Raw genomic sequence first — 25,960 nt, 5'->3', positions numbered from 1 at the left:
GATTGACCGGGCGGAAAAAGACCGCTCAGTCAAAGAAATAGACTAAACGCCGTGATGGCGGGCATAAGTTGCGTCGAAAAGACCAGCGAAGGGAGATGAAGATGAAGAAGTTTCTAGCAGCCGCTGCGGTTTCCGCGCTGTGCGCCACCGGCGCTTTGGCCGAGGTCAAGGTCGGGATGATTACCACGCTTTCGGGCGGCGGCGCCGGGCTGGGTATCGACGTGCGCGACGGATTCATGCTGGCGATCGCGCAATCGGGCCGGGATGATATCGAGGTCGTGATTGAGGATGACCAGCGCAAACCGGACATCGCCGTGCAACTGTCCGACAAGATGATCCAGTCTGAACGTGTTGATGTGATGACCGGCATCATCTGGTCCAACCTTGCGATGGCGGTTGTGCCGGCTGCGGTGAACCAGAACGTGTTCTACCTGTCGCCCAACGCGGGCCCGTCTCCTTTGGCCGGAAAAGGCTGCCATCAGAACTATTTCAACGTCGCATGGCAGAATGACAACCTGCACGAGGCCGCAGGCGCCTATGCCAATGGCGCGGGCTACAAGAACAGCTTTATTCTGGCCCCCAACTACCCGGCGGGTGTGGACGCGCTGACCGGTTACAAGCGGTTCTTCGAGGGTGAACTTGCCGGTGAGGTCTATACCGAGCTGGGGCAGACAGATTACGCAGCCGAGATCGCGCAGATCCGTGCCAGCGACGCGGATAGCGTGTTTTTCTTCTTGCCTGGCGGTATGGGGATTTCTTTCCTGAAGCAATATGCCGACAGCGGCATCGACAAGCCCGTGGTCGGTCCGGCCTTCAGCTTTGATCAGGGTATTCTGCAGGCGGTCGGCGATGCGGCGATGGGTGTGGTGAACACCTCGCAATGGAACAAGGATATCGACAACCCGACCAACGCGGCGTTTGTGGAAAGTTTCCAAGCCGAATATGGTCGTCTGCCCTCGCTTTACGCCAGCCAAGGGTTCGATACTGCCAATCTGTTGCTGTCTGCGCTGGACAAGGCCGATCCTTCAGATGCGAGGGCCTTCCGCAACGCGCTGCGTCTGGCCGAGTTCGACAGCACCCGCGGCGATTTCAAGTTCGGCCCGAACCACCACCCGGTTCAGACGATCTATGCCCGCGAAGTGATCAAGGAAGGTGACGTTTTCACCAACAAGATCATCGGTGTCGCTCTGGAAGACCATTTTGATGCCTACGGGGCCGAATGCAAAATGTAATTGACCATCTGCCTGCCCCCGATCGAGGGGCGGGCAGATCACCGGAGCTTCCATGTCCTCGATCCTGATTATCGAGCAGATCCTCAACGGGCTGCAGTTCGGCGTCATGCTGTTCCTGATGGCGGCTGGCCTGACGCTGATTTTCGGCGTGATGGGTCTGATCAATCTGGCCCACGGCTCGCTCTATATGGTGGGGGCTTTTGCGGCGGCGGCTGTGGCGGGCGCAACTGGGTCTTTCCTGTTGGCTTTGGTTGCCGCACTGGCCGCTGCAGCGCTGGCCGGGGCGATTGTCGAGATGGTAGTGATCCGACGGCTGTATAACGCGCCACATCTGGATCAGGTGCTGGCGACTTTTGCGCTGATCCTGATCTTTTCAGAAGGAACACGCTGGGTCTTTGGCTCGTTCCCGCTGTTTCTGGACATTCCCGATGCGCTGTCGGGGCCGGTTACTCTGCCCGGTGGCATCGAATACCCGCTCTACCGCCTGACCCTGATCGGCATTGGGCTGGCCGTGGCCGTGGGCCTTTGGGCGCTGATCGAACGCACCCGGTTAGGCATCCAGATCCGCGCCGGTGAGAATGACCGCGAGATGATCGCGGCGCTGGGTGTCGATATCTCGAAGCTCTATACACTGGTCTTTGCGCTGGGCGCGGCACTGGCCGGACTGGCGGGCGCTTTGGTGGGTGCGATCCAGTCGGTTCAGGTGGGGATGGGCGAGCCGGTACTGATCCTTGCCTTTGTGGTCATCGTCATTGGCGGTATCGGCTCGGTGCGCGGCGCTTTCATTGGCGCGCTGTTGGTCGGGCTGACCGATACACTGGGCGGGGTGTTCCTGCCCGAGTTGTTCAAGCTGTTCATGGACAACGGCGCGGCGCAAAAGACCGGATCGGCGCTGGCCTCGATGGGCATCTACGTGCTGATGGGGCTGGTGCTGATCTGGCGACCCACCGGCCTGTTCGGAGCCCGCACATGAGGTTGAATGAAACCTACTTGAATGCGCTGGTGGTCGTGGGTCTGTTGGCGTTGCCGCTTTGGGCTGTCATGGCGGATCAGCCGTTTGCGATTACGCTGGTGACACGGGCGGTGATCCTTGCGCTGGCGGCGGTGGGGCTGAACCTCATCCTGGGGATCGGAGGTATGGTCAGCTTTGGCCATGCGGTGTTCTTCGGGATCGGAGGCTATGCGATGGGCATCCTTGCCTATCACGCGCAGACCTACACGGCGCTTGATCTGGGACTGTTCGCCACTGATGGCACGAAGTCTATGCCGGTGATCTGGCTGGTTGCGATGATCCTGTCGGCGCTGGTTGCGTTCTTCATCGGACTGTTATCGCTGCGCACGTCCGGAGTGTACTTCATCATGATCACGCTCGCTTTTGGTCAGATGTTTTTCTATTTCGCGATTTCCTGGGCACAGTATGGTGGCGAGGATGGGCTGTCGATTTATGTCCGCAACGGCTTTCCCGGCCTGAATACGCTGGTGCCGATCCAGTTCTACGCCGTCTGTTTGATGCTGCTCTGTATCGTGCTGTTTCTGTTTGCGCGCCTTCAGGCCTCGCCCTTTGGGCTGGCGTTGAACGCGGCCCGGCAGACCTCCGTGCGGGTCGAAACTGTCGGTTTGAACCCGATGCGGCTGAAACTGCTGGCCTTCGTGATCTCAGGCGCGATCACGGGGCTGGCGGGGGCGCTGTTTGCCGACCTGAACCGCTTTGTCTCGCCCTCGATGTTCAGCTGGCAACTGTCGGGGGAATTGATCGTGCTGATTATCATCGGCGGGGTTGGGCGCCTTATGGGGCCGGTCATCGGAGCCTGCGTCTTTGTCGCGTTGGAGCACTTTCTGGGCGAGCTTACCGACTTCTGGCACGTCTATCTGGGCGTAGCCCTTTTGTGCATCGTGCTGTTCGCCCGTGGTGGCCTGATCGGCCTGTTGACCGGGAAAGAGGGGGCGCATGTCTGATCCCGTTCTTGCCACGCTGAACCTGAACAAGAGCTTTGGGGCCCTCAAGGCCACCGACGATGTCTCAATTGATCTTAGGGCCGGAGAAATCCACGCTATCATTGGCCCGAATGGTGCCGGTAAGTCGACATTGATCCAGCAGATATGCGGCGGGCTGACACCCGATTCAGGGCAGGTTCTGCTGAACGGTCAGGATGTCTCGGGCTATTCTACACAGGCGCGGGCGCAGGCCGGGCTGGGGCGTACCTTCCAGATTTCGCAGCTGTGTATGGAAGATACGGTGCTGGAGAACGTGGTGCTGGGCGCGATGGGTGCGGAACGCATGGCGTGGCACTTCTGGCGGTCCGCCCTGAAACGGCCCGAACTGCGCGACCGGGCCGAGGCGGCGCTGGAACGCGTGGGCCTTAGCGATGAGCGCGACGCGCGCTGCGCCAACCTTAGCCACGGCCAACGGCGGCAATTGGAGGTGGCGGTGGCCCTGACCCTGTCGCCCAAAGCCTTTGTCATGGACGAGCCGATGGCGGGGCTTGGTGCCGAAGGGTCGAAACGGTTGACCGGATTTCTGGACGGTTTACGGCAGGAAGCGCCCATTTTGCTGGTGGAGCATGATATGGATGCGGTTTTCGCTCTGGCCAATCGGATCAGCGTGCTGGTTTACGGCAAGGTCATCGCCACCGGTACGGCCGATGAAATCCGCACCAGCCCCGAGGTGCGCGACGCCTACCTGGGGGATGCGGCATGACCCTGCTGCGGATCGAAAACCTTACGGCCAGCTATGGTGACAGTCAGGCGCTGTTCGGCGTTGATCTGCAGATGGCGCAGGGCGAGGTGACCGCTCTGATGGGCCGTAACGGGATGGGCAAGACCACCACGGTAAAGGCAATCTGCCGGATGATCCGTTCGCAGGGCACGCTGATGCTGGACGGTCAGGACCTGCACGCACTACCCAGCCATAAGGTAGCCCGCAAGGGCGTAGGGCTGGTGCCGGAAGGCCGCCGCTGTTTTGCCGATCTGACCGTGCGCGAAAACCTGATTGCGGCCGCGCGTCCCGGCGACTGGACCCTGCGCCGCGTGACCGAGCTGTTCCCCCGGCTGGGAGAGCGGAAGGGTCAGCGCGCCGCCTCGTTGTCGGGTGGAGAGCAGCAAATGCTGGCGATTGGCCGGGCGCTGATGACCAATCCGCGCCTCCTGATACTGGACGAGGCCACTGAAGGCCTCGCCCCGATTGTCCGGCAGGAGATCTGGGCAGCCCTGAACCGCCTGCGGCAAGAAACAAACGTGGCGATCCTGCTGATCGACAAATCGCTGAAGGAACTGGCGGCGGTGTCTGACCGGGCCGTTATTCTTGAAAAAGGGCGAACAGTCTGGTCCGGCGCCATGACGGACCTGACCCCAGATATTTCCGAGAAATACGTAGGCGTCTGATCGCGCGTTTCAGAACCGGTAGGTGGCCCCGATCAGTGGCCCGGACTGATCGAACGAATAGTTGCTGCCGTCAATGTCGTGATCAAACGAGATATAGCGATACCCGCCCCGCAGCAACCACCTGTCATTAATGGCATAATCCGCCGTCAGCAGAACGGACCAGGTTTCACTGCCGCTGCGGAATCCTCCGTAATCGACATAGGCAGTTCCGGACCACGCATCGGTAAAGAAATACCGGCCGCGTACACCTACCACCGGATCGAACCAACTGGCATCGGCGGAGCTGGTCCGCGATGGCGCGCCACCCGGGGTCAGGGTGAATTCCGTGTCGGTGCTGTACCATCTGAAGCCGCCTGTCAGATCAACCTTTAAGGACGGGTCATTGCGCACCCGGTATCCTAATAAAGCAGTCAGAAACTGCGTCTTGACCGAGGTCTCCAATTCTGCCCCCGCTGGACCGGGTGCGGTATTGTCGAAGGTCAGATTTGTGTAGTTATAGTCGGCCAGCACACTCCATTGGCCGTTTGTTGCGGCCATCGTGCCCATGAAGGCAAAGTCCAGGTTATCCAGCGCGTCGGAAAAGCTGAGCGTCCCTTCAAGCGTGCCGGACGGGGTCTCAATGCTGGTGTCGGTTTCGGGCATGTACAGATAAATCGTGGCCTCGTATGACCAATCGGATTGCTGCGCAGAAGCCATCGTTGCTGCTGACGCAAGCACGGCTGCTGCAACGCAGCCGTTCAATCTTTGTTTTAGTGCCATTCCGTCCCTCCGTTTTTTGTCGTCTGTGTTGGCCAGATCCCGCGGGGTTAAGCTGCCACAGTATCAGGTGTTTCCGCGCGCGAGCCCACGCGATTGATGTCGGTGTTCGGGAAAAACTCGGACCAGACGTGCCAGAAGACGCCGGCGCGCAGAGTTTCTACCCGGTGCAGTTGCCCCTGATCCGACATACCCCAGAAATCGCAGCGCGTAACGGGTTTGCCGCTGTCATTGTACCAGACCCCGAGGCTTTCGTATTTCGGGTCCAAACTGACGACGACATCCCGCCCGCCGACTGTGGCGTTGACGACCCAGTTGTTGTCCACGACGAAATCGTCGGTCCAGCAGGCGGCGTCCGTTCCGATGGTGATCCCCCAGACATGGGTCTTGTTCGGCAACCGGTCGTCCGAACGGTCCATATTATCCATCACCGGCGCGTCTTCCTGATGCTGGCGGCCGATACCCCAGCCAAAGGTGATCTCTGTCACAATGTCCAGCAGCCGTAGCAGGGGGTTGGAGGACGGCATGTTCAGAAACACCTCGCCATCGGGGAAGGCCTTCTGGAACCCGCGGAAGGTCATTCGGTAAGTTGGCCATGGCTTCATCTGCGCCTCGGGGCGCACGGGACAGGCGGGGCCGTTGGTATTCGGGTCGCGGTCTACCTCGCGGAAGCCATAGATGTGCTGGATCGGCTCACCGGATTCATTGTCGCGCAGGATCAGGTTGTTGCCGTGCTGGGCTAGGACTTCGAGGTCCAGCCGCTTACCTTCGATCCGGGGGGCGTAGCCCTGCCCAAGATTGGCCATCGCACAATAGGTCATGACCACGTCCTGACCGCCCAGCCCGTCCACATCGCCCGCAAGATGAGGCCGCATGATCTGCGCATCGGGATGAGCGCGGGCGTGGCCATTGTTCTCGATCACGATGACCGGCGCCGTGGGGCCGACATATTTCTGGGCTTCACTGATGGGAAAGAAGGCTGCGTCATTCATCTGGTTGCGTAGGCCCAGATGCACCCAGACATAGGGAAACCCGTAAAGAAACAGCACCAAAAACGCAGAGACGATCCACAGCCAGAGCGGCCCGCCACCCAGAATGAAATGCGCCAGCGTTGCGACGGCAAACGCGCCCAACCCGATCCCGATCAGACGGTATTCGTGCCGGATGAAACGCACCATGTTCTGGCGTTTCACCTTCAGCAGCATCTGCGAGATGTCGCCCAGATCGCGGAAATAGACGAACCCGATTCCAAGCGAGATGATCAAGCCAAGAGCGAAGAGTATATTGCCGACCATGTGTGCCTCCTGATCCGGGTTCTATTGTTGAGTTGAGGCGCGTTTGGTCATGAACGCCTCAACTGCCTGCAGAGTTTCGGGGCGCAGGTTCTCGATCCCCTCATAGGGTACGCCATAGGCCGGAGGTGTGTCTGGGAATTTCTCTTTCCGCGCCATGTGACGGCCAAGGATGCGTACGAACTCAGCGCCACCCCACGCGCCGACTTCGGTCGATATCGGGTACTCTTCTCGTGTGTCGCGGTAGAGGTTGTAGAAATCCGCCAAAATTGCGTTTTCGATCGATCCGGGAAAGATCAGTTTCAACTGGTCCTTGATAATAGCTTCGGGAGAGTTGATTGAATACGCGATCACACTGTCGCGGCGGGCTTTTTGTTCGTCCTGAAACAGGATCGCCGCTGATTGATCAACGCCATCCACAAGCCGGTCTCGAGGGATATGTTCGGTGGCCCCGGCAAACCGGGCCAGCGTCGTATACAGGTCCGAGACATGAACGATGCTGTTCAGCATTCCGTCTGCTTCGATCATGCCGGGCCAGCGGATAAAGGCATCGACACGAATGCCGCCTTCGCTGGTATCCCCTTTGCCACCGCGGAATATCATCGCTGAAAATCCGGATTGCGGCGAATATTTGGTGAAATGCCCATTGTCGCCCATCACGACCACAATTGTGTTCTCGGCGATACCCAAAGCGTCGATTTCTGCAAAAAGGTCGCCCAACCACTGGTCCAGTAATTGCATCTTGTCGACGAAAAGACCCGCATTGGCACTATCCGGGCCGGTTCGTCCGGCGCGTGTGCTGTCAATCGGGATCATGGGCCAGTATTGGAGAAAGAAGGGTTCGTCACCAGCGGAAAGGCGCTGCAGTTCTTCCAGCGTTTTATCCTGGAACGCCTGGTTCATTTCGTCATATTCTTCTGCGCCCCAACGTTGGCCAGATTCCATCCGTATTTCACGAATGGGACCGCCGGCCTCGCCTTCGATCACGGTTACCATCGCGGCGGGATCGGGCCGAAACCAATTGTCTATCGTGTAGACTGGGTCATAGTCTCCGATCCCGACGGACACCTGTTCGCGAATGCCGTCATCGTTGAAAACGTCCAGCTGTCCTTGCTGGTGTACGGCATGTTGAGCGTAGTCAAACCCTTGATTCATGGCCCAACTTTCGACGATGTCGCCCATGTGCCATTTTCCGACATGAGAGGTCGCATAACCCGCACCCTTCAGAACTTCGGCGAGGGTGACTTCGCTTCCCGGCAGGCCGAAACCCGAAATGTCGACCGACGTATTCCCCATCCCCATTCGTACCGGCAAACGTCCGGTCATTTGGGCCACGCGCGTAGGTGTGCAGGAGGGTTCGGTATACATACGGACCAACCGCATTGCTTCATCTGAAAAAGCGTTCATGCTTGGGGTTTCGTATCCCCGCAGTGCATTCAGTTCGGGAATGCCCATGTCGCCAAAGCCCACATCGTCAATTAGCACGCTGACGATGTTCGGGGACTTGCCCCCGTTGCCGTCCCGAAACGCGGCCAGAGCCTCATCCACGGTGGCGTCATCCTGCGCCCATTGTTCGCCGTGTTGGGCCTGAAGGATGTAAAACTCCGCATCGTGTTGAATGGGATTTTCCTGTGCCAGGGCCGGTGCGGCCGCAAGACCCGTCGAAAGCGCAATCAACCAATTCAATTTCATTCCATGTTCCTCCCCCTCGTCAGACGTGCCCCACGTTGATGTCGCGGGGCGATCTCACATTGAAACATTATGATATTAACTCGGAAATTTCTACGGACCTGCATTGTTGCCAATGTCTGAGCACAGTGTGGGTCAGTACGGGGGCCACAACCGCGCCGTGAAACCGCGCGGTTGTGAGAAGGTTGGGGGGGAGGGGTCGCTTAGGCGGCGACCTCTTCCGTTGGCAGTTTGCGCGGGTACGGATCGCCGCGTTTGTAGGATCCGGCTGCCGTGAACAGCACATCGGTGGACGAGTTCAATCCGGTTTCCGCGGAATCCTGCAGGACGCCGATGATAAAGCCGATGCTGACCACCTGCATGGCGGTTGCGTTGTCGATGCCGAACAGGCTGGCGGCCATCGGGATCAGCAACAGCGATCCACCGGCCACGCCCGAGGCTCCGGTGGCGGCAATCGATGCGATGACGCTCAGGAACAGGGCTGACATGAAATCGACCTGAATGCCCATGGTGTGCACGGTTGCCAGCGTCATCACCGTGATGGTGATCGCGGCACCGGCCATGTTGATCGTCGCGCCGATGGGGATGGTGACTGAATAGGTTTCCTCATCCAGGTTCATGCGGCGGCACAGTTCCATGTTGACCGGAATGTTGGCCGCCGAACTGCGCATGAAAAACGCGGTGATGCCGGATTCCCTGAGGCAGGTGAAGACCAGCGGATAGGGGTTCCTGCGGATGCGCAGGAATACGATCAGCGGGTTCACGATTAGCGCCATGAACGCCATGCAGCCGATCAACAGGGCCAGCAATTGGCCATAACTGGCAAGCGTTTCAAAGCCGGTCTCTGCAATGGTCGAAGCCACGATGCCAAAGATACCTATCGGCGCGATCCGGATGATAACAGACACGATCTTGGTGATGGCACCGTCCAGGTCGGACATCAGCGTTTTGGTCGAGTCGCTGGCGTGCCGGAAGACCAGCCCAAGGCCAACAGCCCAGGCGAGAATGCCGATATAATTGGCCTGTGCCAGCGCGTTCACCGGGTTGTCCACGATTTTCAGAAGGATGTTTTTCACTACCTCGGCCAGACCGTCCGGGGCGTCCATCAGCTCGGGCGTGCCGGTCAGATGCAGGGTGACCGGGAACATGAAACTGGCCACGACCGCAACCAGCGCAGCCGCGAAAGTGCCGAGGATATACAGCAGAACCACTGGGCCCATACGGGCCTGACTGTCTTTCTTGTGATTGGTGATTGCGGCGCAGACAAGGATCAACACCAGCACGGGCGCAACGGCTTTCAGCGCGTCGACAAAGAAATCGCCCAACAGACCAACAGCCGAACCAGCGGCGGGCCAGAGGGTGGCAAGTAGGGCACCGGCCACAAGGCCGATGATGATTTGCGTAACCAGGCTACCGCGTAGAATAAAATTCATCGGGACCATCCTGTTTGACTGGGGGCCTGCCGGGTAATGGATACTCCCGATCAGGCACGGTTAAGTTGCAAGATTGGGCGCTATATGGGCACTTTGGATCCAATTTAAACATCTGGACTTAACAAATAAGTCCAGATGAGGTTTTGAGCCTAGCGCTCTGCCGTCTCGCACGGCCTGACTTTGGGGGTATCCGTAGACACCCGTTTCAGGCTCCATGTGCAGGTCTGTACGGTCAGGCCGGGAAGATTTGGCACCTGATCCGAGGCCCAGACACTGGTGACCGAAAAACTGAACGGCGTATCCGTGGCAGCGGGAAATATCCGGGCCAGTTCCTTTGATGGAAAAGTGCCGCCGCAGGCTTCGAAATACCCGCTGACCAGCGTGCCATTGGGTGCCAGAGCAACCGACCCGGTATAGAGCGAATACTCCGCCCCAAGCTCTTGTTTGTCGGTGTAAAGCAGATCGATGGAAATGCGATCCCCGTCCTGAACTATTCCTGCAGTCATAGGGTCTGACCAGCTTGACGGCACACCACCCGTGGTGCTGTCGCAGGCATACATGCCTTCATACTGGCCGGTCAGCGAAAAACTCTCTGCATGTGCGGGTGCAAAACTACTGGCCACAAGAAGGGTAATGGCCGTTCTTCCGAGAATGTGTTTCGAGGTCATAATGGGCTCTCCTCTCCAATACGGACAGGGATTGCGCCGTCACAAAATATCCGAGTGCTTCTCAATCACCTGGCCAAAATGATGCCGCCAGAGGTCCACGCCCAGCGTGCCGCTGCGATCCAGCGAAGACCCGACGACCGTATCCGCAATTATGGTCGGTTGCAGGCCCGCGTCAAATAGGGCGAATCCTGCGGCCAGAACACAGGTGTCGGCCTGAATGCCGCAGACCAGAACGCGGTCGACCTTCCAGCCATGAAACTGGTTGATCACCTCGGGCGGTGGGCCATAGCCGTATTTCAGAACGGTGCGATCGGCCTGAACAAGGCTGTCATCGACTGAGCGGGGCTTCCACCCAAGCTGTCGGAAAAAGGGCACTTTCGCTTCGTCATTGCGTTCAACGGTGGCGATGGAAGGGAAATTCGATGCCAACAACTGGCTGCGCTCGACCAGCCAGTCCGGCGGGTCAAAGCTGGGTTGAACATCGACGACCAGTACGGCTTGTTTCATTACGCGCCTCCGACGTTAGTCACACTGCCTGGTGAACCTCGATGATATTACCCTCGGGGTCATGGAAGAACAGCTGATGCCATTCCTTGGCGAAGGCGGTGCCATAGTCCGAATAGGGAATGCCGTTGTCGTCCAGCAATTTCTTGAACGCCTCGATGTCGTCGGTGCGAAAGGCGATATGGCCACGCTCGACAGGGTTGATCGTCTCGCCATGTTTGAACGCGACGTCGAGGTTTCTTTCGGCCAGATGCATTTGCATCCCGCCATCGGTCGCGAAGCGGATTTTACCGCTATAGCCCTTGTCTTCGGTTGCATCGGGTCGGGGGAAATTCTCGATCGGGATATCATCCAGCCCAAGGACCTGAGTGTAGAAACGGTGCAGCCGGTCGACATTATCGGACACAAAGTTGATATGGTGGAATTCGAGTTTCATGCGGGTCCGGTCTTTTGGTTGGTGTGTGGCGTCAGAAAATCCCAAGAACCGGGGACTGGCAAGCCCTGCGTCAAAGGGGTTGATATGGCTGGAAAATGCGCAGGTGAACGTTCTTAGAAAACCGTTGCGCCAATGCGGGGATGTGGGGATAGTTAAGCAATTACAAGCTCCCGAGGGTCTCATGAAACCTTCTGCTCTGTTTGTTTGCGCATTTATCCCCCTGTTTCTGCCCGCCCCGGCAGCGGCCCAGTCCGACGCGCCACCCAGTGTCATGGTCGCGCCAGTGACACTGCAGGACTTGCAGAAACAGGACCAGTTCGTTGGCCGTGTCGTGGCGGATCAAAGTGTCGATCTGCAGGCCCGCGTCGAAGGGTTTCTGGAAGAGGTCAATTTTATCGAAGGCGGGACGGTTGCCAAAGGCGATATTCTATTCCGGATCGAAAAGAAGAAATACGCCGCCAGTGTGAACAGTGCACATGCGGCGTTGAAAAGTGCTGAGGCCAGCGCGCAGCTGGAAAAAGCGGCGTTGGACCGGCAGCAGGAATTGTTCGACAAGGGCGATATCCCGCAGGCTGTTCTGGATACGGCTCTGGCGACCTATGCCGCAGGAAAAGCCGCTGTGGATGAGGCGCAGGCCGATCTGAAGATCGCGCAGATTGATCTGGACTATACGGAAATCCTCAGCCCGCTTGATGGGCGTATCGGGTTGTCAGCGGTGGATGCGGGTAATCTGGTTAGCTCGGATACCGGCGTTCTGGCAACGGTCACCAGCGTTGATCCGATACTGGTCAGCTTTTATGTCAGTGAGCCGGTTCTGCTGCGTGAACGGCGCAAAGGGCGGATCACGCCGGGTGACATCAAGCTGACGACAGATATCAAGCTGGCTGATGGTGAGACCTATCCCACCCCGGGCAAAGTGATCTTTGTCGGCGACAGCGTCAGTCAGGACACCGACACGATCGAACTGCGCGCCGGCTTCGCCAACCCTGACGGAGTGCTGATCCCCGGCCAGTTTGTGACCGTTAGCCTGATGGGGTCCGAAGACCCCAAGGTGCTGACCGTGCCGCGCAACGCGGTTCAGTTCGACAAGCAAGGGTATTTTGTTTTCTCGGTCGACGGTAACAGCAAGGTCCACCGACAAAACATCGAGATCGGTACCCAGACCGCAACCCGCACGCAAGTCACGTCGGGGCTGGCCGAGGGTGACCGCGTGGTGGTGCAGGGGCTTCAGAAAATACATGACGGGCTGGTCGTGAAAGCGGTCGACAGTCAGGGTTAGGGGCCGGTTTGATCGCGCGTTATTTCATCAACAGGCCGCATTTCGCAGCCGTCATCGCGATCCTGATGGTTCTGTTCGGCGCGGTCAGCGTGCGCCTGATCCCGATCACCGAATACCCCCACATCACACCGCCGCAGATATACGTCGATACCTCGTATCCGGGGGCGGATGCGCAGGTCATTCTGGAATCCGTGGCAACTCCGATCGAGGAGCGCGTGAACGGCATTCCGGGCATGTTGTCCCTGTCTTCCAAAAGCTCGAATGACGGCAGCTATATGCTGAACGTGTCCTTTGAGCTGGGCACCGATCCTGACGTGGCCGCCGTTGAAGTGCAGAACCGCATCGCGCTGGCGAGTTCCGAGTTGCCTTCGGCCGTGTTGCAGCAAGGGGTCGAGGTGACCAAGCGGTCAGGCAACATGATCATGGTGATCAACCTGACCTCGCCCGACGGATCGCGGGACGAGTTGTATCTCAGCAATTTTGCCGCCGATTTCCTGCACGACCCACTGCAGAGGCTGCCGGGCGTGGGATCGGTCTCGCAGTTCGGCCAGTTGGAATACAGCATGCGGGTCTGGATCAATCCGGTCCGCATGGCAGCGTTGAATATCACCGCGGCTGAGGTTGCCGACGCGATCAAGGATCAGAATGTCATCGCCGCCGCGGGGCAAGTCGGGGCGCCGCCTTTTGCCGAAGGTCAGACCGACTTCCAATTCAAACTCCGAGCCGAAGGCCTGCTGCGCGATGCCGAGGAGTTCGGGCGGATCATCGTCGCCTCGGACCCCAGCGGTTCCGTTACTCGGTTAGAGGATATCGCCCGGATCGAGCTGGGTGCCGCGACCTATTCCGGCTCGACCAAGCTGAACGGCAAGGACTCGGCTACTGTCGCAGTCTATCAGGAAAGCACCGCCAACGCGCTTGAGATTTCCGACACTCTGCGCGTGTTGATGAAGGAGTTGTCGGCGAAGTTCCCTGAAGGTGTCTCGTACGAGATCACCTATGACGTCACTGACGCGGTGCGCGTGTCGATCCGCGATATCATGACCACGCTGGCCCTGACGGCGGGGCTGGTGATCGGCGTGACCTTCCTGTTTCTGGCGAGCCTGCGTGCCACCATTGTTCCAGCCATTGCCATACCGGTGTCGCTTCTGGGTGCGGTAGCGCTGATCTATGCCATCGGGTTCAGCGCCAACATGATCACCCTTTTCGCGTTGGTTCTGGCGATTACTCTGGTGGTGGATGACGCGATCATCATTATCGAAAACGCAGAACGTATCCTGCGGGACGAGGGGTTGGAGCCACGCGAGGCAACGCTGAAAGCGATGTCGCAGGTCAACCGGCCGATCATCGCCACGACCTTTGTTCTGGCGGCCGTGTTTGTTCCGGTGTGCTTTTTCCCCGGCGTGACCGGCACGATCTATTTTCAGTTCGCGCTGACGATCATCTTTGCCTTTGTCCTGTCGGCCGTGAACGCTTTGACCCTGGCCCCTGTGCTCTGCGCGATGATGCTGAGGACCGATAGCAAACCCATCGGGCCGCTGGCCGTCGTTCCAACAGTGATTGTCTGGGTGCGGCGTCAGTACCTTCGCCTTGTGTCGCTGATGCTCAGCTATATGGCGGTGTCGCTGCTTGTGTTTGCCGGGGCCGTGGGTCTGACGGTGTACCTGTTCAAAACTGTGCCCACCGGTCTGATCCCGCAGGAAGACAACGGGGTTCTGATGGCGTCGATGGAGTTGCCCGACGGGGCCTCGCTGCAGCGCACACAGGCGTTCATGGACAAGGCGGGCGCGCTGATCGAACAGACACTGGGGGTTGAGGATGTCACGGTTGTCTCCGGCCATTCCATGCTGGCCGGGGGGCGCCCCAACGCGGGCATGGTCATCGTCACGCTGACCTCTTGGGATCAGCGCACCAGCCCCGATCTGCAATGGTTCGCGATCATGCACCAGCTTGAGCGCAAGCTGGCAGCGCTGCCCGAGGGGGTTTCCTACGTCTTCCCATTCCCGACCATTCACGGGCTGGGCTCGACCGGGGGAATTTCGGTGGAGTTGCTGGATCTCGGCAATGGGGACGGGTCGCAACTGGATGCGGTGATGACCGGCTTTGTCACCGCCCTGAACGCCGCGCCCGAGTTTTCCCGCGCGCATGGCAATTTCTCGGCCCAAAGCCCGCAGTACAAGCTGTCCGTGGACCGCGACCGGGCCGAGACGCTGGGCGTCAGCGTGGCCGATATCTTCACCGCGTTGCAAGCCAATCTGAGTTCCTATTTCGTGGACAATTTCATCCTGAACGAGCGTGTCTATTGGGTGGTGATCTCTGCCGAGGCCGAATTCCGACAGACGCTGGACGATGTGGAAAACATCTATGTCAAAAACAGCACCGGAGAGTCTCTGCCCCTGCGTAATTTCGTCATCAACGAACCGGTTCTCGCGCCGGATACGGTGCCGCGCTACAACCTGTTCACGGCGGCTTCGGTCAGTGCGCAGCTGGCGGACGGGGTCAGTTCCGGCGATGGTATCATCGCGATGCAGGCGATTGCCGACAACACCCTGCCGGATGGGTTCCGGATCGACTGGTCTGGCGTCACCCAGCAAGAGGTGAAAGCACAGGGGCTAGTTCCTTACATCATGCTATCGGCGCTGGTGTTGGCATACCTGTTTCTTGTGGTGCTGTATGAAAGCTGGATCCTGCCGTTTTCGATCATCACCTCAGCCGTCTTTGCGCTGTTGGGTGCGCTGATCCCGCTGGTGCTACTGCCGTTTCTGAACAGCAATATCTTTGCGCAGGTCGGGATGGTGCTGCTGATCGGGCTGGCGGCGAAAAAGGCGATCATGGTGGTCGAGTTCGCCAACCAGCAACGCGAAGGCGGTGCCAGCATCCGTGAAGCAGCCCTGAAAGCGGCGGAAATCCGGTTCCGGCCCGTCACTATGACTGGTTTGTGCTTCATCGTCGGCGTCCTGCCTTTGGTGCTGTCCAGCGGGGCAGGGGCGGCGGCGCGGGTCTCGGTGGGCTATCCGGTTCTGTGCGGTATGATCCTAGACAGTACACTTGGGCTGCTGATGATCCCGGTGCTCTACGCGGCGTTCCAAAGCTTGCGGGAATGGCTGGTCAATCCTGGGCGGGTGCGCCGCAAGGCCTGAAAATTGTTGCAGTCTTTCAGGGTTTGCCGGATGCTGAACGGCACCGGAATCGAGGCGGGCCCAAGCAACATGTCGCTGCAAGACCCCTTTACGGACTTGAAAATCGAACGGCAGGACAGCGGGTTTTACAAGGGCTACAACCTGCCGATTGCGCTGGTCAGCAAGATCGCCGTGTCGCTGCTGGTGCTTTGGGCGCTGGTCTGGCCGCTGAGCGCCAATGACACCTTGCGGTCATGGAAATCGGGCCTGCTGAGCGAGTTCAACATTTTCTACAACCTCTCGGTCGCGTTGTTCGCGTTCTTTCTGATCGTCATAGCGATCATCCCGGCAACCGGGCGGATGCGGCTGGGGGGTGATGACGAACGGCCCGAATTCACCAACTTCTCATGGTTTTCGATGATGTTCGGGGCCGGGTTGGGTGTTGGTCTGATGGTCTATGCTACCGCCGAACCACTGGGCCTGTGGGAGACCAATCCGCTGACCGTCTCGGGCGAGGTTGCCGCCAAAAGCCAAGAGGCGATCAAGGGGGCCTATCGATACACGTTCCTGCATACCGGGTTTCATGCCTGGGCCATCTATGTGGTGACGGGGCTGAGCCTCGCCTACTACGCCTATACCCGCGATATGCCGCTGACGATCCGCACCGCGCTGACGCCTTTGTTAGGGGAATACTCCAACGGCATCGCGGGGCATGTGATCGACATTCTGGGCGTTGTCGCCACGATCCTCGGGGTGGCGGTGACCATCGGGTATGGGGTGTCGCAACTGGTGGACGGGGCGTTTCTGATCACCAGTGCGGAATGGCTGATGGACGGTGTGATGAAACCGTCGACCGCAGGGCTGATCGTTGCACTGGCGACCGTGATGCTGGTGTCGACCCTGTCGGCGGTTTCCGGCGTGGGACGCGGGGTGAAATACCTGTCGAACCTCAATCTGGTCCTGTCGCTGGTCCTGCTGGCGGTGTTTATCGTCTTCGGCTCATTTGCCTTTGCCTTGACGACCTATGGGCAGGCATTGGTGGATTACATCATCAATTTCGTCCCGCTCAGCCTGCAGGCTTATGGCCCGATGTCCGAGGCTGAGTTCGCCTCGGCCCTGCCGCCCGAAGCCGCCCCCTTCGTGGCCGAGTTGTTTCCCGGTGCCATCGATGCCTGGGGCACCCGCGACAGTTTTCTGGCCGGGTTGAGTGACGAGGCCGCCGCCCTGCCTGATGCCACGAAACATGCCGTTTACGAGGCCGGAACACCGGGTCGGTTGTTCGGCTGGCAATCGGGCTGGACCACGTTCTACTGGGCGTGGTGGATCGCCTTTTCCCCTTTTGTCGGCCTGTTTCTGGCCCGCATCTCGCGCGGACGCACGGTGCGCGAGTTCATTCTGGGCGCAGTGATCGCGCCGTCGCTGGTCTGTTTTGCGTGGATGACCATTCTGGGCGGTTCGGCCATTGATCTGGAACTGAACGGAGACGCCAATGGCGCCATCCTGTCGGCCTCGACCACGGCCACGTTGTTCGTGACCCTCAGCCAGATGATCTCGGGCCATATGCTGGTGATCGTCAGTTTCATGTGCGTGGTGCTGACGATGACCTTTCTGGTCACTTCGGCGGATTCCGGGATACTGGTGATGAACACGATCATGTCGGGTGGGGCCGAGGAAACCGGGGTCATGCATCGCATCTTGTGGGGCGGTTTGCTGACCCTGGTGATCGGGACGCTGCTGATTGCGGGCGGTGGCGGGCTTGAGGCGCTGACCAATTCGATGATCATCGGCGCGCTGCCTTTCAGTGTCGTCCTGTTGCTGATGTGTGTCGCGCTGGGCAAGGCCATGATCAACGACCTGCGGCGCGCGCGGTACGACGAAAGCCCCTCCGAACGTTAAGCTCGTCTGAGGTTTTCTTAATTTTTCCGCCGGGGCGCGCTTCATGAAGATTGCGTAACTTTACTGGGCTGTCCCATGCGGGGCGGCAGGATCGGAGGTCTCGGGCATTCCCGGCAAATCGTAGGAAAGGGGCGCGTCATGGCGGACGTTCAAAGATACGCACCACTTTTTGAGCCCATTCGTCTGGGGCCTGTTACTGCGAAAAACCGCTTCTATCAGGTGCCTCATTGTACCGGTTTGGGTTATGTGCGTCCGCGGGCAGAGGCCGCACTGCGCGGGATGAAGGCCGAAGGCGGCTGGGGCGTCGTTTCCACGCAAGAGACCGAGATTCACCCGACCTCGGACCTGGCTCATTTTGCCGAGGGGCGTCTGTGGGACGCCCGCGATATTCCCGCGCTGCGGCTGATGACCGATGCGGTCCATGAACATGGCGCTTTGGCGGCTGTGCAACTGGTCCACAACGGCAGTCATGCAACCAACCTGCTGTCCCGCGCGCCGGTGCTTGCGCCCTCGGATATGGCGATTTCAGCGTGTCAGCCGAAACAGGGGCGCGTGCTGGACAAGACCGATATCCGCGCGCTGCGGCATTGGCACCGAGAGGCTGCTCTGCGCGCCAAAGAGGCCGGGTTCGATATCATTTATGTCTATGCTGGCCACGGGATAACGCCGGCCCAACAGTTCATGCTGCCCCATCTGAACACGCGCAGCGACGAGTATGGCGGATCGCTGGAGAACCGCGTGCGCCTGACCCGCGAACTGCTGGAGGACACGCACGATGCCGTGGGTGACACCTGCGCCGTGGCCTTCCGGTTCGGGATCGATGAGATGCTCGGCCCCGACGGGATGCAGGTGGCCGAAGAAGGCAGGGCTGTGGTCGAGCTGCTGGCCGATCTGCCGGATATCTGGGATGTGAATGTCTCGGACTGGGCCAACGATTCCGCGACTACCCGGTTTCAGCCTCAGGACGGGTATCAGAACGACTATCTGTCTTACGTCAAACAGGTGACCGACAAACCGGTTGTGGGGGTCGGGCGGCTGACCTCGCCGGACTTGATGCTGTCGATGCTGCGCAAAGGGATCGTTGACCTGATTGGTGCGGCTCGTCCGTCGATCGCCGACCCATTTATCCCGCGCAAGATTCAAGAAGGCCGCATCGACGAAATCCGTGAATGCATCGGCTGCAATATCTGTGCCGCCTCGGACGGGTTGGGCATTCCGATCCGCTGCACCCAGAACCCCACCATCGGAGAGGAATGGCGGCGCGGCTGGCACCCCGAGCGCATCGCTCCTAAGGGCCAAGCGACACAGACGCTGGTGGTTGGCAGCGGCCCCGCCGGGCTGGAATGCGCCATGCAACTGGCGCGGCGCGGATACGAAGTCACGCTGGCCGAAGGTGCGATGGACTTTGGTGGGCGGGTTCTGCGGGAAAGCCATTTGCCGGGGCTGGCCGCATGGGGCCGGGTGGCCGACTACCGGCTGAACGACCTGCGCCAGCGCGCCAATGTGCAGATGTTCGCGGAAAGCACACTGGATGCGGATCAGGTGATCGAACTGGGCATCGAACATGTGTTACTGGCCACCGGAGCCGCATGGCGCGCCGACGGTTTGGGTCGCAATACGCGCCGCTCACCGCCGCTGTTCGACCCTTCGGCGTTCGTCTACACGCCGGACGACATCATGGCCGGGTCCGAGCCCGAAGGCCGGGTGGTCGTCTATGACGATGACCATATCTATCTGGCTGGTGTGATCGCCGAGAAGCTCGTGCAACTGGGATGCGAAGTTGTTTTCGTGACGCCGGAAAGCACGGTGTCGAGCTTCTCGGCCTATACGTTGGAGCAGCACCGCATTCAGGCGCGGCTGATCGAACTGGACGTGGATATTCGCTGCAACCAAACGCTGGACCGCATTGCGCCTGACTGTGTGACCACGGCCTGCGTCTACTCCGGGCGGGTGTCGCAGGTCGAATGCGCGGCGACCGTGTTGGTGACCGAACGGCAGCGCAATACCACCCTTTATGATCAGTTGCAGGGCAGGGGGCTGAAGACGCTTGAACTGATCGGCGACGCCGCCGCGCCGGGCCTGATTGCCGATGCGGTATTCGACGGCCACCGCGCCACGCGCGACTTTGAACGCCCCAGGGATGCGGCCGAACAGGACTGGTTCCGCCGGGAAATCACCGACCTGCGAGAGGAGGCACCATGATCCAGACCATCGCTCCCAAAACCCGCCGTCGCGGCGGCGGTCGCGCGGCACGTATCGCGCAACAGCAGGCTAGCACCGGAAACGAGGCGGTCCACGGCGGGCTGGCCGGTGGCCGCTATCGCCCTCTGTCACAGACCGATATGCAGGCCATTCACCGTGCAGCCCTGGCCGTGTTGGAACAGACCGGCCTAGCCGATCCGTTCCCGGAACTACTGGATCTGGTGCTGCCCAAAGGCGCGGTTCTGAACGACCACAACCGCCTGTGCTTTCCCCGCGCGCTGACCGAGGATCTGCTGTCCAACGCCGCGCAAGAATACTACGTCCATGCGCGGGGTGAGCGTGCGGGCAAGGACGATATGCACTGCACGGCGCAAAGCGTGTATTTCGCCAACTCTGGCACCGCAGTCACAACCTTTGACGCGCAGACCAAGTCCTATCGCCCGTCCACGCTGTGCGATATCTACGATTTCACCCGGCTGGTCGATAAGCTGGACAATATCCACATGCTGGGGGCCACCGTGCTGGCCACCGATGTGACCGACGATTTCACCCACGACATGAACATGGTCTACGCCATGCTGTCGGCCAGCCAGAAACCGGCCTGTCTGGCCTTTCGGGACCGCAGTCACATTCCGCACGCCATCCGCATGTTCGATCTGGCCTCGGGCGGTGAGGGATCGTTTCTGAAAAAGCCCTCGGTGGTGTTTGGGGGCTGCCCTATCGTGTCGCCCCTGCGCATCGGGCGCGAGAATATGGAAATCCTGATCGACACCGCCAAGCTGGGCCTGACCGTCGATCTGGCCGTCCCGCCGCAGGCCGGGGCCACCGCGCCCGCAACGCTGGCCGGAACGCTGGTGCAGGCGGTGGCGGAAACGCTGGCCTGCGTTGCCATCGCCAACCTGATCACACCGGGTTGCCCGGTTAGCTTTGCGGCCTGGCCCTTCATCACCGATCTACGCAGCGGGTCCTTCACAGGCGGCAGCGGCGAGCAGGCCCTGATCGGGGCCGCCGCGGTACAGATGGGCAATTTCTACGGCCTGCCGACCTCGGTCGGGGCGGGGATGACCGATGCCAAGCTGCCCGACGCGCAATATGGGCTGGAAAAGGCGCTGACCTTTTCGCTGGCCGCCCATGCAGGGGCCAACCGGGTCTGTGAGTTTGGTGGAATGCTGGGCAGCCTGATGGGGTGCAGCTTTGAAAGCATGGTCATCGATGATGAGGCTGGCGGCATGATCCTGCGATCCCTGCGCGGCATCGAAGTGACCGACGAGACCATGGCCGTTGACGTGATCCACAAATGCGCCATCGACCCGGGGCATTTTCTGGGCAACCCGCATACGCTGAGCTTTATGAACTCGGAATTCCTATACCCTCAGCTTATGGACCGCGAACGCACCGATACGTGGGAGAACGGGGGCAAGGTCGATCTGTTGCAGCGTGCGCACGACAAGGCGCAGGCTATTCTGGGCGCGCATTTCCCCAACTATCTCGGGGCCGAGGACGCACGGGTGCGCGATGAATTCCCCATTGTTCTGAAAGCGGAACAGATGCGAGGTTGCCGGAGTTAGGGCGCAAAACGGCCCCGGCCTATCTGAGCTCGAACCAGATCGAAAAGGCCGCGCCGTTGGTGGCGGGCAGCAGGGCAATATCTCCGCCATGCGCGCGCAGCGTGTTGCGGACGATGGCCAGCCCCATGCCGGTCCCGCCTTGGTCACGTTTCGTGGTGAAGAACGGGTCGAACACCCGCGCAGCGTTGCCGGCAGAGATGCCCTGTCCGTCATCGCGCACTGTCAGGACAACCCGTGCCTCGTCTGGCTCGGCTGACATTTGCACGACCTGCGCGTCATGCTCAGACGCGTTACCCAGCAATTGCCGCAGCACGACCTGCAGCCCCTTGGGGCCAATCGGGATGGTCACGTCACCGCCCTCGATCCGCAGATCAAGGGTGGGGAAGTCGCTGCCCAGCCCGTCCTGCAGTTCAATCAACGAGGTCACCCCGTCATGGCGCGACTCGCGTGCGCGGGCGACTTGGCGCATGGCGTCGATCTGATGCTCCATCTGCACGCCCGCACTGGCGATCTGATCAATCAGACGCAGGTTCTCGGCCGAGAGGGTTTCATCATCGCGCAGCAGTTCCGTCGCCGCGCGCAGGGTCGCGACGGGTGTTTTGAGTTCATGCGTGACGTGGTCCGAGAAACTGCGGATCGTTGTCTCGCGATTTCGCAGAGTTTCGGCCATATCGATGACGCTTTGGGCGGTAGTGCCAAGCTCCTGAGTGCCGAACCGCGCAGGTGGCGAAAGGGGGTCGGCTGGGTGCCGTACGACCTGAGTGGCAAAGCGCTCCAGCGCAAAGATCGGCCGCAGCAACAACCGGACCAGCAGCCAACCCAGAATGACCGTGGCGGCGGTGATGATCAGCGCCAATAAAACGGCGGCGTTGCGATAGCCCAACTCTGGCCCGAGATAGCGAAACGCCACCAGCCCGGTCAGCGACAAAAGCAAGGTACCGCACAGGGCGCCGCCCAATACAAAGGCAAGACTCGGGCGCCACTTGCGTCTCATGTCGCGGCGCCTTGAATGCGGATGCCAACGCCATGCACGGTTTCGATCACACCCGAGCAGCCCGCCTGAGCCAGCTTGCCCCGCAAGTTCCTGAGATGGCTGTCCAACGTGCGGTCCGAGACCTGAGACAGCGCGCCCCAGACCGCCTGTATCAGCTGCGCCCGGCTGTGCACCTGGCTGGGGCGTTCGATCAGCGTGGCCAGCAAGGTAAACTCGGTCGCGGTCAGCGGCACCGTGGCCTCATCCAGCCTGCAGATATGCGCGCTGGGGTCCAGCGTGATCCGGCCATGGGTTAGGATCGCGTTGGTGCGCTGCCCGGCCGAGCGTTTCAGGATTGCCCGCACCCGCGCTACAAGCTCTCTCGGGCTGAAGGGTTTGGTGACGTAATCATCAGCGCCCATTTCCAAACCCAGTATCCGGTCAATCTCATCATCCCGTGCAGTCAGGAACAGGATCGGCACTTCGGACCGGGCGCGGATGCGGCGGCATACTTCGAACCCATCCATCTCGGGCAGGCCGATATCCAGAACGATCAGATCAGGCGCTTCGCGGGCGGCGTGGATCACCGCGATCTGACCGTCGCTGGCGGTGACCACCTGAAATCCCGCGCGTTCCAGCGCCAGACTTACCAGCTCGCGCAGGCGGGGGTCATCATCAACCAACAGGATTTTCATTGCGCCTCGCTTTGCGTGTTTGCTGCAAGATAGCCATTCACGCGCGCGGTGCGAAAGTCCCATTCGCGCCAGTTGGGATCGGTAGGGTCAGGATGCACACAGCTTTGCGCCCAGTCGGGGATATGGGGGATTGGTTGCAGCGCCACCTGTGTCGACATCGCTTTGGCCGCGGTATGCCCAAGGCTGCACAGATAGAGCCAGTCTGTAGGGATCGTGTTGTCCGAGTCCGACGCGCGCGCCAGCGTGTCGGTTGCGATCAGGGCGGCGAAATTGATGAATGCACAGGCATAGAGCGTCCCCGTGCCCAGTGCGGCGACCCGCAGCAAAAGCCACCCCGAGGATCGGCCCCGCTGCACCTGCCACGCCACCATTGCCAGACCGATCGCGACCAGCCCCATCCAGATCACTGCGTAGACGCGCAGATAGGTCAGGCCATAGGTGTTGATATAGAGGTCCAGACGAAACGCGGCCGACAGGGTCAGCAGCACGTTTTGCGTCAACCACAGAAGCAGAAGGGACTTCAGCGCCGGGTTTTGTTCCGAAAACGGGCGCGCGGCCAGCGCAAAACCTCCGGCCAGCAGGGCGGTCACCAGCAGAGGATAGGCTCCGCGGTGGGCATAGGTGGCAAAGCTCATCCCGTCGGGCAGAGACGCGCCGCCGAACAGGATCGAGAAATCCAGTACGCTCTGCAGAGCCAGCATCAGGTTAAACAGAACCAATGCCCGAAAGACCGACCCGGCATTCAGAAGACGCGGAACACTCCAGCCGGGTAGGGTCAGCGCAATCGCTTCATCCGGGGTGGGGGCGGTCAGGACCGGCCAGACCAACAGCGCCAATCCGAACCAGAACATTGCACGTCGGAGCAGTACGAACAGATCGAAATCCACCCGAAGCATTCGCACCACCATATGTTCAAGCACGGGGTTCGCGCCGATCAGCAGGGCGCTGAGGACCATTACACCACCCAGCGGAAACGCCCAGTTGCGAAGGAAAGCGCGTACAGAAGTCCCGCTTAACGAGCTGTGAGAGGCGGCCCGAGTGCGCCAGTCCCGGATGTGGGCCGCTAAGGTCACGATACCGGCGGTCGGAAGACGCTTGATCAGACGCAGGACAGCGTTTGCCAGCCATGGCAGGCTTTCGCGTGCCTTGATCTCGGGCGGTATGCGCAACAGGACCACGGCACAAAGCAGCCCGGCGGTGAGGAAGATCAGCGACAGAAGCTGCACATGTTCCAGAATGGGAAGGGTCGCCAGCAGCAGCACTCCGGCAGAGGTCCACTGTTTGTTGCAGGGCGGGCTTTCGAAACTGACCGCCGCAAAGATACCCCATGCAAAGAGGGCTAACGAAAGCCCGGGACAGTATCCCCAGAACAGAAAATCCCCCAGCAGAACAAGAAGGATCAACGCGGCAAATCGGGGAAATCGGTGGATATGGTCCAGTATGTTGCCCGGTGGTGCCGAAGGGGGCACCTGGTCATTCGATGGGCCGCTTTCGCTGGCCAGCCACCAGCCGTCATGGGCAAGGGACCAGGGCAATCCACGGATGATGAGTTCTTTGGGCATGTCGTTCTCCTGCTCGAGTTTCCCCGAAGGTGAACGCGCGGCCTGCAGATAATCCGCACCAGTTGTGCAGATTTCGTGCAGATATGCAGAAAACCGTCTTTTGGCCTAGTGCGTGCGGCGGTGCCCCGACAATTCCCCGGCAAATCGCTGGTTTCGGACATCTGCAGTGGTCAGGTTGTACTGCGCCCGAAACGCCCGCCCCAACGCAGCGGCGGAGGAAAACCCGGTCGCCGTGGCGATCTCGGATTGCGGCATGTTGGTGTGTTGCAGCAGGCTGTGGGCGCGCTCCAGCCGAAGCTCACGATAGGTGATCAGAAGTTTGACGCCCGTCTTGCCCAGAAACCGTCGTTGCAGTTGGCGGGTGGATGCGCCAACGGCCAGAGAAAGATCCGATATCTTCAACGGATCTTCCACGTTGTCCAACATTGCCCCGATCGCCTGCCGCACCATCGGATCGGCCCCGGACCGTTGGATCAGGCGGGTGGCAAGCTGGCTGGAGCAGGAGCGTTCCGGTTCGGTCAGGCCGATATAACCGCGCAAGGTATCGGCCAGATGCTCTCCGTGATCCAGTGCCACACAATCCGACAACAGCCGGAGCGCACTCAGTTTGGTTGCGGCGCTATGCACGCGGTTGTCAGATGACCAGTGCGTGTTGCTTTGGCAGTCTGAAAGCCCGATTTCCTGAGCCGCAGCGGCGAAATTTGGATGAATGGCAGCGGTTGTTTCAACGGCCCGCCCGGCCTGCGCCAACAGCAGCACCGCTCCGCCGACCAGTATGGACCGCGACGCGAGGTTCAGTACTTGCGATATCCGGGCTTTGTCCATGCTGTCACAAGGCCAGGCTTTGTGGATGTCGCCCCAGAAAATCGCCGTGCGACCCGCCCAATAAAGGGGGGCGCCCACAGAGCCGGTTGCAGCACATCGGACATTCACGACGTAAAAGTAATCTTCGGCCAGATCGTTCAAAGCGTCGAAAAATTCGACAATCATCTCGGCCGAAGCTTTTGCCGTGGGATCATTCAGGAAAACGTCGATATACCGTGTTCTTTCAGACGTTCTATTGGCTGGCCGCGTGTGGTCGTTTTCGAGGACATAGTGTTTCATCGTTCCTCCACCTGCCATTCGTGGGTTTGTCCCCCCCGCCAAGGCGGGGGGTAGTTGTTGTGTGCCTTTTACGTTGTGTGCCTTTTACTCGGCGGCGTCTTGGTATGCGTCCATTGGAGGGCATGTGCAGACGAGGTTACGGTCGCCGTATGCGTTGTCGACGCGGTTGACGGG

At 60.1% G+C, this 25,960-nt stretch carries 21 protein-coding genes; 10 read left to right on the top strand and 11 right to left on the bottom strand.

The window, feature by feature from the left end:
• The first annotated feature begins 101 nt into the window (after positions 1-101).
• Genes ACR0KW_RS20475 through ACR0KW_RS20455 form a run of 5 tightly spaced genes read left to right on the top strand, consistent with a single transcriptional unit; the run spans position 102 to position 4,613 of the window.
• Entirely contained in the window at positions 102-1,232 is a 1,131-nt protein-coding gene (locus ACR0KW_RS20475) for an ABC transporter substrate-binding protein (RefSeq protein ID WP_480806654.1), read from the top strand.
• Between the two features lie 52 nt (positions 1,233-1,284).
• Positions 1,285-2,205 (top strand): branched-chain amino acid ABC transporter permease, encoded by a 921-nt coding sequence (locus tag ACR0KW_RS20470; protein ID WP_480806653.1) that lies wholly within the window; start codon positions 1,285-1,287, stop codon positions 2,203-2,205.
• The gene (locus ACR0KW_RS20465) at positions 2,202-3,188 is read left to right on the top strand and encodes a branched-chain amino acid ABC transporter permease (RefSeq protein WP_480806652.1); all 987 of its coding nucleotides are present in this window, start codon (positions 2,202-2,204) and stop codon (positions 3,186-3,188) included. The genes ACR0KW_RS20470 and ACR0KW_RS20465 overlap by 4 nt, the downstream gene beginning before the upstream one ends.
• Complete coding sequence (locus ACR0KW_RS20460) at positions 3,181-3,930, top strand: ABC transporter ATP-binding protein (RefSeq protein ID WP_480806651.1); 750 nt, start codon at positions 3,181-3,183, stop codon at positions 3,928-3,930. Before ACR0KW_RS20465 ends, ACR0KW_RS20460 begins: the two co-directional genes overlap by 8 nt.
• Positions 3,927-4,613 carry an ABC transporter ATP-binding protein gene (locus ACR0KW_RS20455; protein ID WP_480806650.1) on the top strand — a complete coding sequence of 229 codons (687 nt, stop codon included), beginning with the start codon at positions 3,927-3,929 and terminating at the stop codon, positions 4,611-4,613. Before ACR0KW_RS20460 ends, ACR0KW_RS20455 begins: the two co-directional genes overlap by 4 nt.
• Before the next feature lie 9 nt (positions 4,614-4,622).
• On the opposite strand, the gene ACR0KW_RS20450 is transcribed toward ACR0KW_RS20455, so the two are convergent.
• The 7 genes from ACR0KW_RS20450 to ACR0KW_RS20420 form a co-directional block, all read right to left on the bottom strand.
• A complete protein-coding gene (locus tag ACR0KW_RS20450; protein ID WP_480806649.1) occupies positions 4,623-5,372 on the bottom strand; it encodes a porin family protein in 750 nt (249 codons plus the stop codon).
• Positions 5,373-5,419: 47 nt separating this feature from the next.
• Positions 5,420-6,664, bottom strand: a complete 1,245-nt coding sequence (locus tag ACR0KW_RS20445) for a DUF3179 domain-containing (seleno)protein (RefSeq protein WP_480806648.1) — start codon at positions 6,662-6,664, stop codon at positions 5,420-5,422.
• 21 nt (positions 6,665-6,685) lie between these two features.
• The gene (locus tag ACR0KW_RS20440) at positions 6,686-8,353 is read right to left on the bottom strand and encodes a sulfatase-like hydrolase/transferase (RefSeq protein WP_480806647.1); all 1,668 of its coding nucleotides are present in this window, start codon (positions 8,351-8,353) and stop codon (positions 6,686-6,688) included.
• A 200-nt stretch (positions 8,354-8,553) separates the two neighbouring features.
• The gene (gene sstT, locus ACR0KW_RS20435) at positions 8,554-9,783 is read right to left on the bottom strand and encodes a serine/threonine transporter SstT (protein WP_480806646.1); all 1,230 of its coding nucleotides are present in this window, start codon (positions 9,781-9,783) and stop codon (positions 8,554-8,556) included.
• Between the two features lie 149 nt (positions 9,784-9,932).
• Entirely contained in the window at positions 9,933-10,451 is a 519-nt protein-coding gene (locus ACR0KW_RS20430) for a hypothetical protein (protein ID WP_480806645.1), read from the bottom strand.
• 39 nt (positions 10,452-10,490) lie between these two features.
• Positions 10,491-10,958, bottom strand: a complete 468-nt coding sequence (locus ACR0KW_RS20425; RefSeq protein ID WP_480806644.1) for an isochorismatase family protein — start codon at positions 10,956-10,958, stop codon at positions 10,491-10,493.
• A gap of 19 nt (positions 10,959-10,977) precedes the next feature.
• Positions 10,978-11,391, bottom strand: a complete 414-nt coding sequence (locus ACR0KW_RS20420; RefSeq protein WP_480806643.1) for a VOC family protein — start codon at positions 11,389-11,391, stop codon at positions 10,978-10,980.
• 181 nt (positions 11,392-11,572) lie between these two features.
• On the opposite strand from ACR0KW_RS20420, the gene ACR0KW_RS20415 reads away from it, so the two are divergent.
• The 5 genes from ACR0KW_RS20415 to ACR0KW_RS20395 all read left to right on the top strand — a co-directional run bounded on the left by ACR0KW_RS20415 (position 11,573) and on the right by ACR0KW_RS20395 (position 21,452).
• Positions 11,573-12,670: an efflux RND transporter periplasmic adaptor subunit gene (locus ACR0KW_RS20415; protein WP_480806642.1), complete on the top strand. Its 1,098-nt coding sequence runs from the start codon at positions 11,573-11,575 to the stop codon at positions 12,668-12,670.
• Positions 12,671-12,678: 8 nt separating this feature from the next.
• Entirely contained in the window at positions 12,679-15,807 is a 3,129-nt protein-coding gene (locus tag ACR0KW_RS20410) for an efflux RND transporter permease subunit (RefSeq protein WP_480806641.1), read from the top strand.
• A 69-nt stretch (positions 15,808-15,876) separates the two neighbouring features.
• Positions 15,877-17,682: a BCCT family transporter gene (locus tag ACR0KW_RS20405; protein WP_480806677.1), complete on the top strand. Its 1,806-nt coding sequence runs from the start codon at positions 15,877-15,879 to the stop codon at positions 17,680-17,682.
• 138 nt (positions 17,683-17,820) lie between these two features.
• Complete coding sequence (locus ACR0KW_RS20400; protein ID WP_480806640.1) at positions 17,821-19,884, top strand: oxidoreductase; 2,064 nt, start codon at positions 17,821-17,823, stop codon at positions 19,882-19,884.
• Positions 19,881-21,452, top strand: a complete 1,572-nt coding sequence (locus ACR0KW_RS20395) for a trimethylamine methyltransferase family protein (RefSeq protein ID WP_480806639.1) — start codon at positions 19,881-19,883, stop codon at positions 21,450-21,452. Before ACR0KW_RS20400 ends, ACR0KW_RS20395 begins: the two co-directional genes overlap by 4 nt.
• 19 nt (positions 21,453-21,471) lie before the next feature.
• Here ACR0KW_RS20395 and ACR0KW_RS20390 read toward each other — a convergent pair whose 3' ends face one another.
• The 4 genes from ACR0KW_RS20390 to ACR0KW_RS20375 form a co-directional block, all read right to left on the bottom strand.
• Positions 21,472-22,446, bottom strand: a complete 975-nt coding sequence (locus tag ACR0KW_RS20390; protein WP_480806638.1) for a sensor histidine kinase — start codon at positions 22,444-22,446, stop codon at positions 21,472-21,474.
• Positions 22,443-23,120 carry a response regulator transcription factor gene (locus ACR0KW_RS20385; RefSeq protein WP_480806637.1) on the bottom strand — a complete coding sequence of 226 codons (678 nt, stop codon included), beginning with the start codon at positions 23,118-23,120 and terminating at the stop codon, positions 22,443-22,445. The genes ACR0KW_RS20390 and ACR0KW_RS20385 overlap by 4 nt, the downstream gene beginning before the upstream one ends.
• Positions 23,117-24,682 carry a DUF4153 domain-containing protein gene (locus ACR0KW_RS20380; RefSeq protein WP_480806636.1) on the bottom strand — a complete coding sequence of 522 codons (1,566 nt, stop codon included), beginning with the start codon at positions 24,680-24,682 and terminating at the stop codon, positions 23,117-23,119. Before ACR0KW_RS20380 ends, ACR0KW_RS20385 begins: the two co-directional genes overlap by 4 nt.
• A gap of 105 nt (positions 24,683-24,787) precedes the next feature.
• On the bottom strand, positions 24,788-25,786 hold the full coding sequence (locus ACR0KW_RS20375; RefSeq protein WP_480806635.1) for a helix-turn-helix domain-containing protein: 999 nt from the start codon (positions 25,784-25,786) through the stop codon (positions 24,788-24,790).
• Positions 25,787-25,960 lie beyond the last annotated feature (174 nt).

Source organism: Ruegeria sp. CG11 (genome assembly GCF_056537245.1).
Note: the sequence above shows the minus strand (reverse complement) of the source record. Positions and strands in the feature narration are given on the sequence as shown.

Excerpts from the sequence above, each read along its gene's own strand:
- ACR0KW_RS20475 (WP_480806654.1), top strand. The coding sequence starts at position 102 with ATGAAGAAGTTTCTAGCAGCCGCTGCGGTTTCCGCGCTGTGCGCCACC.
- ACR0KW_RS20470 (WP_480806653.1), top strand. The coding sequence starts at position 1,285 with ATGTCCTCGATCCTGATTATCGAGCAGATCCTCAACGGGCTGCAGTTC.
- ACR0KW_RS20465 (WP_480806652.1), top strand. The coding sequence starts at position 2,202 with ATGAGGTTGAATGAAACCTACTTGAATGCGCTGGTGGTCGTGGGTCTG.
- ACR0KW_RS20460 (WP_480806651.1), top strand. The coding sequence starts at position 3,181 with ATGTCTGATCCCGTTCTTGCCACGCTGAACCTGAACAAGAGCTTTGGG.
- ACR0KW_RS20455 (WP_480806650.1), top strand. The coding sequence starts at position 3,927 with ATGACCCTGCTGCGGATCGAAAACCTTACGGCCAGCTATGGTGACAGT.
- ACR0KW_RS20450 (WP_480806649.1), bottom strand. The coding sequence starts at position 5,372 with ATGGCACTAAAACAAAGATTGAACGGCTGCGTTGCAGCAGCCGTGCTT.
- ACR0KW_RS20445 (WP_480806648.1), bottom strand. The coding sequence starts at position 6,664 with ATGGTCGGCAATATACTCTTCGCTCTTGGCTTGATCATCTCGCTTGGA.
- ACR0KW_RS20440 (WP_480806647.1), bottom strand. The coding sequence starts at position 8,353 with ATGAAATTGAATTGGTTGATTGCGCTTTCGACGGGTCTTGCGGCCGCA.
- sstT (WP_480806646.1), bottom strand. The coding sequence starts at position 9,783 with ATGAATTTTATTCTACGCGGTAGCCTGGTTACGCAAATCATCATCGGC.
- ACR0KW_RS20430 (WP_480806645.1), bottom strand. The coding sequence starts at position 10,451 with ATGACCTCGAAACACATTCTCGGAAGAACGGCCATTACCCTTCTTGTG.
- ACR0KW_RS20425 (WP_480806644.1), bottom strand. The coding sequence starts at position 10,958 with ATGAAACAAGCCGTACTGGTCGTCGATGTTCAACCCAGCTTTGACCCG.
- ACR0KW_RS20420 (WP_480806643.1), bottom strand. The coding sequence starts at position 11,391 with ATGAAACTCGAATTCCACCATATCAACTTTGTGTCCGATAATGTCGAC.
- ACR0KW_RS20415 (WP_480806642.1), top strand. The coding sequence starts at position 11,573 with ATGAAACCTTCTGCTCTGTTTGTTTGCGCATTTATCCCCCTGTTTCTG.
- ACR0KW_RS20405 (WP_480806677.1), top strand. The coding sequence starts at position 15,877 with ATGTCGCTGCAAGACCCCTTTACGGACTTGAAAATCGAACGGCAGGAC.
- ACR0KW_RS20400 (WP_480806640.1), top strand. The coding sequence starts at position 17,821 with ATGGCGGACGTTCAAAGATACGCACCACTTTTTGAGCCCATTCGTCTG.
- ACR0KW_RS20395 (WP_480806639.1), top strand. The coding sequence starts at position 19,881 with ATGATCCAGACCATCGCTCCCAAAACCCGCCGTCGCGGCGGCGGTCGC.
- ACR0KW_RS20390 (WP_480806638.1), bottom strand. The coding sequence starts at position 22,446 with ATGAGACGCAAGTGGCGCCCGAGTCTTGCCTTTGTATTGGGCGGCGCC.
- ACR0KW_RS20385 (WP_480806637.1), bottom strand. The coding sequence starts at position 23,120 with ATGAAAATCCTGTTGGTTGATGATGACCCCCGCCTGCGCGAGCTGGTA.
- ACR0KW_RS20380 (WP_480806636.1), bottom strand. The coding sequence starts at position 24,682 with ATGCCCAAAGAACTCATCATCCGTGGATTGCCCTGGTCCCTTGCCCAT.
- ACR0KW_RS20375 (WP_480806635.1), bottom strand. The coding sequence starts at position 25,786 with ATGAAACACTATGTCCTCGAAAACGACCACACGCGGCCAGCCAATAGA.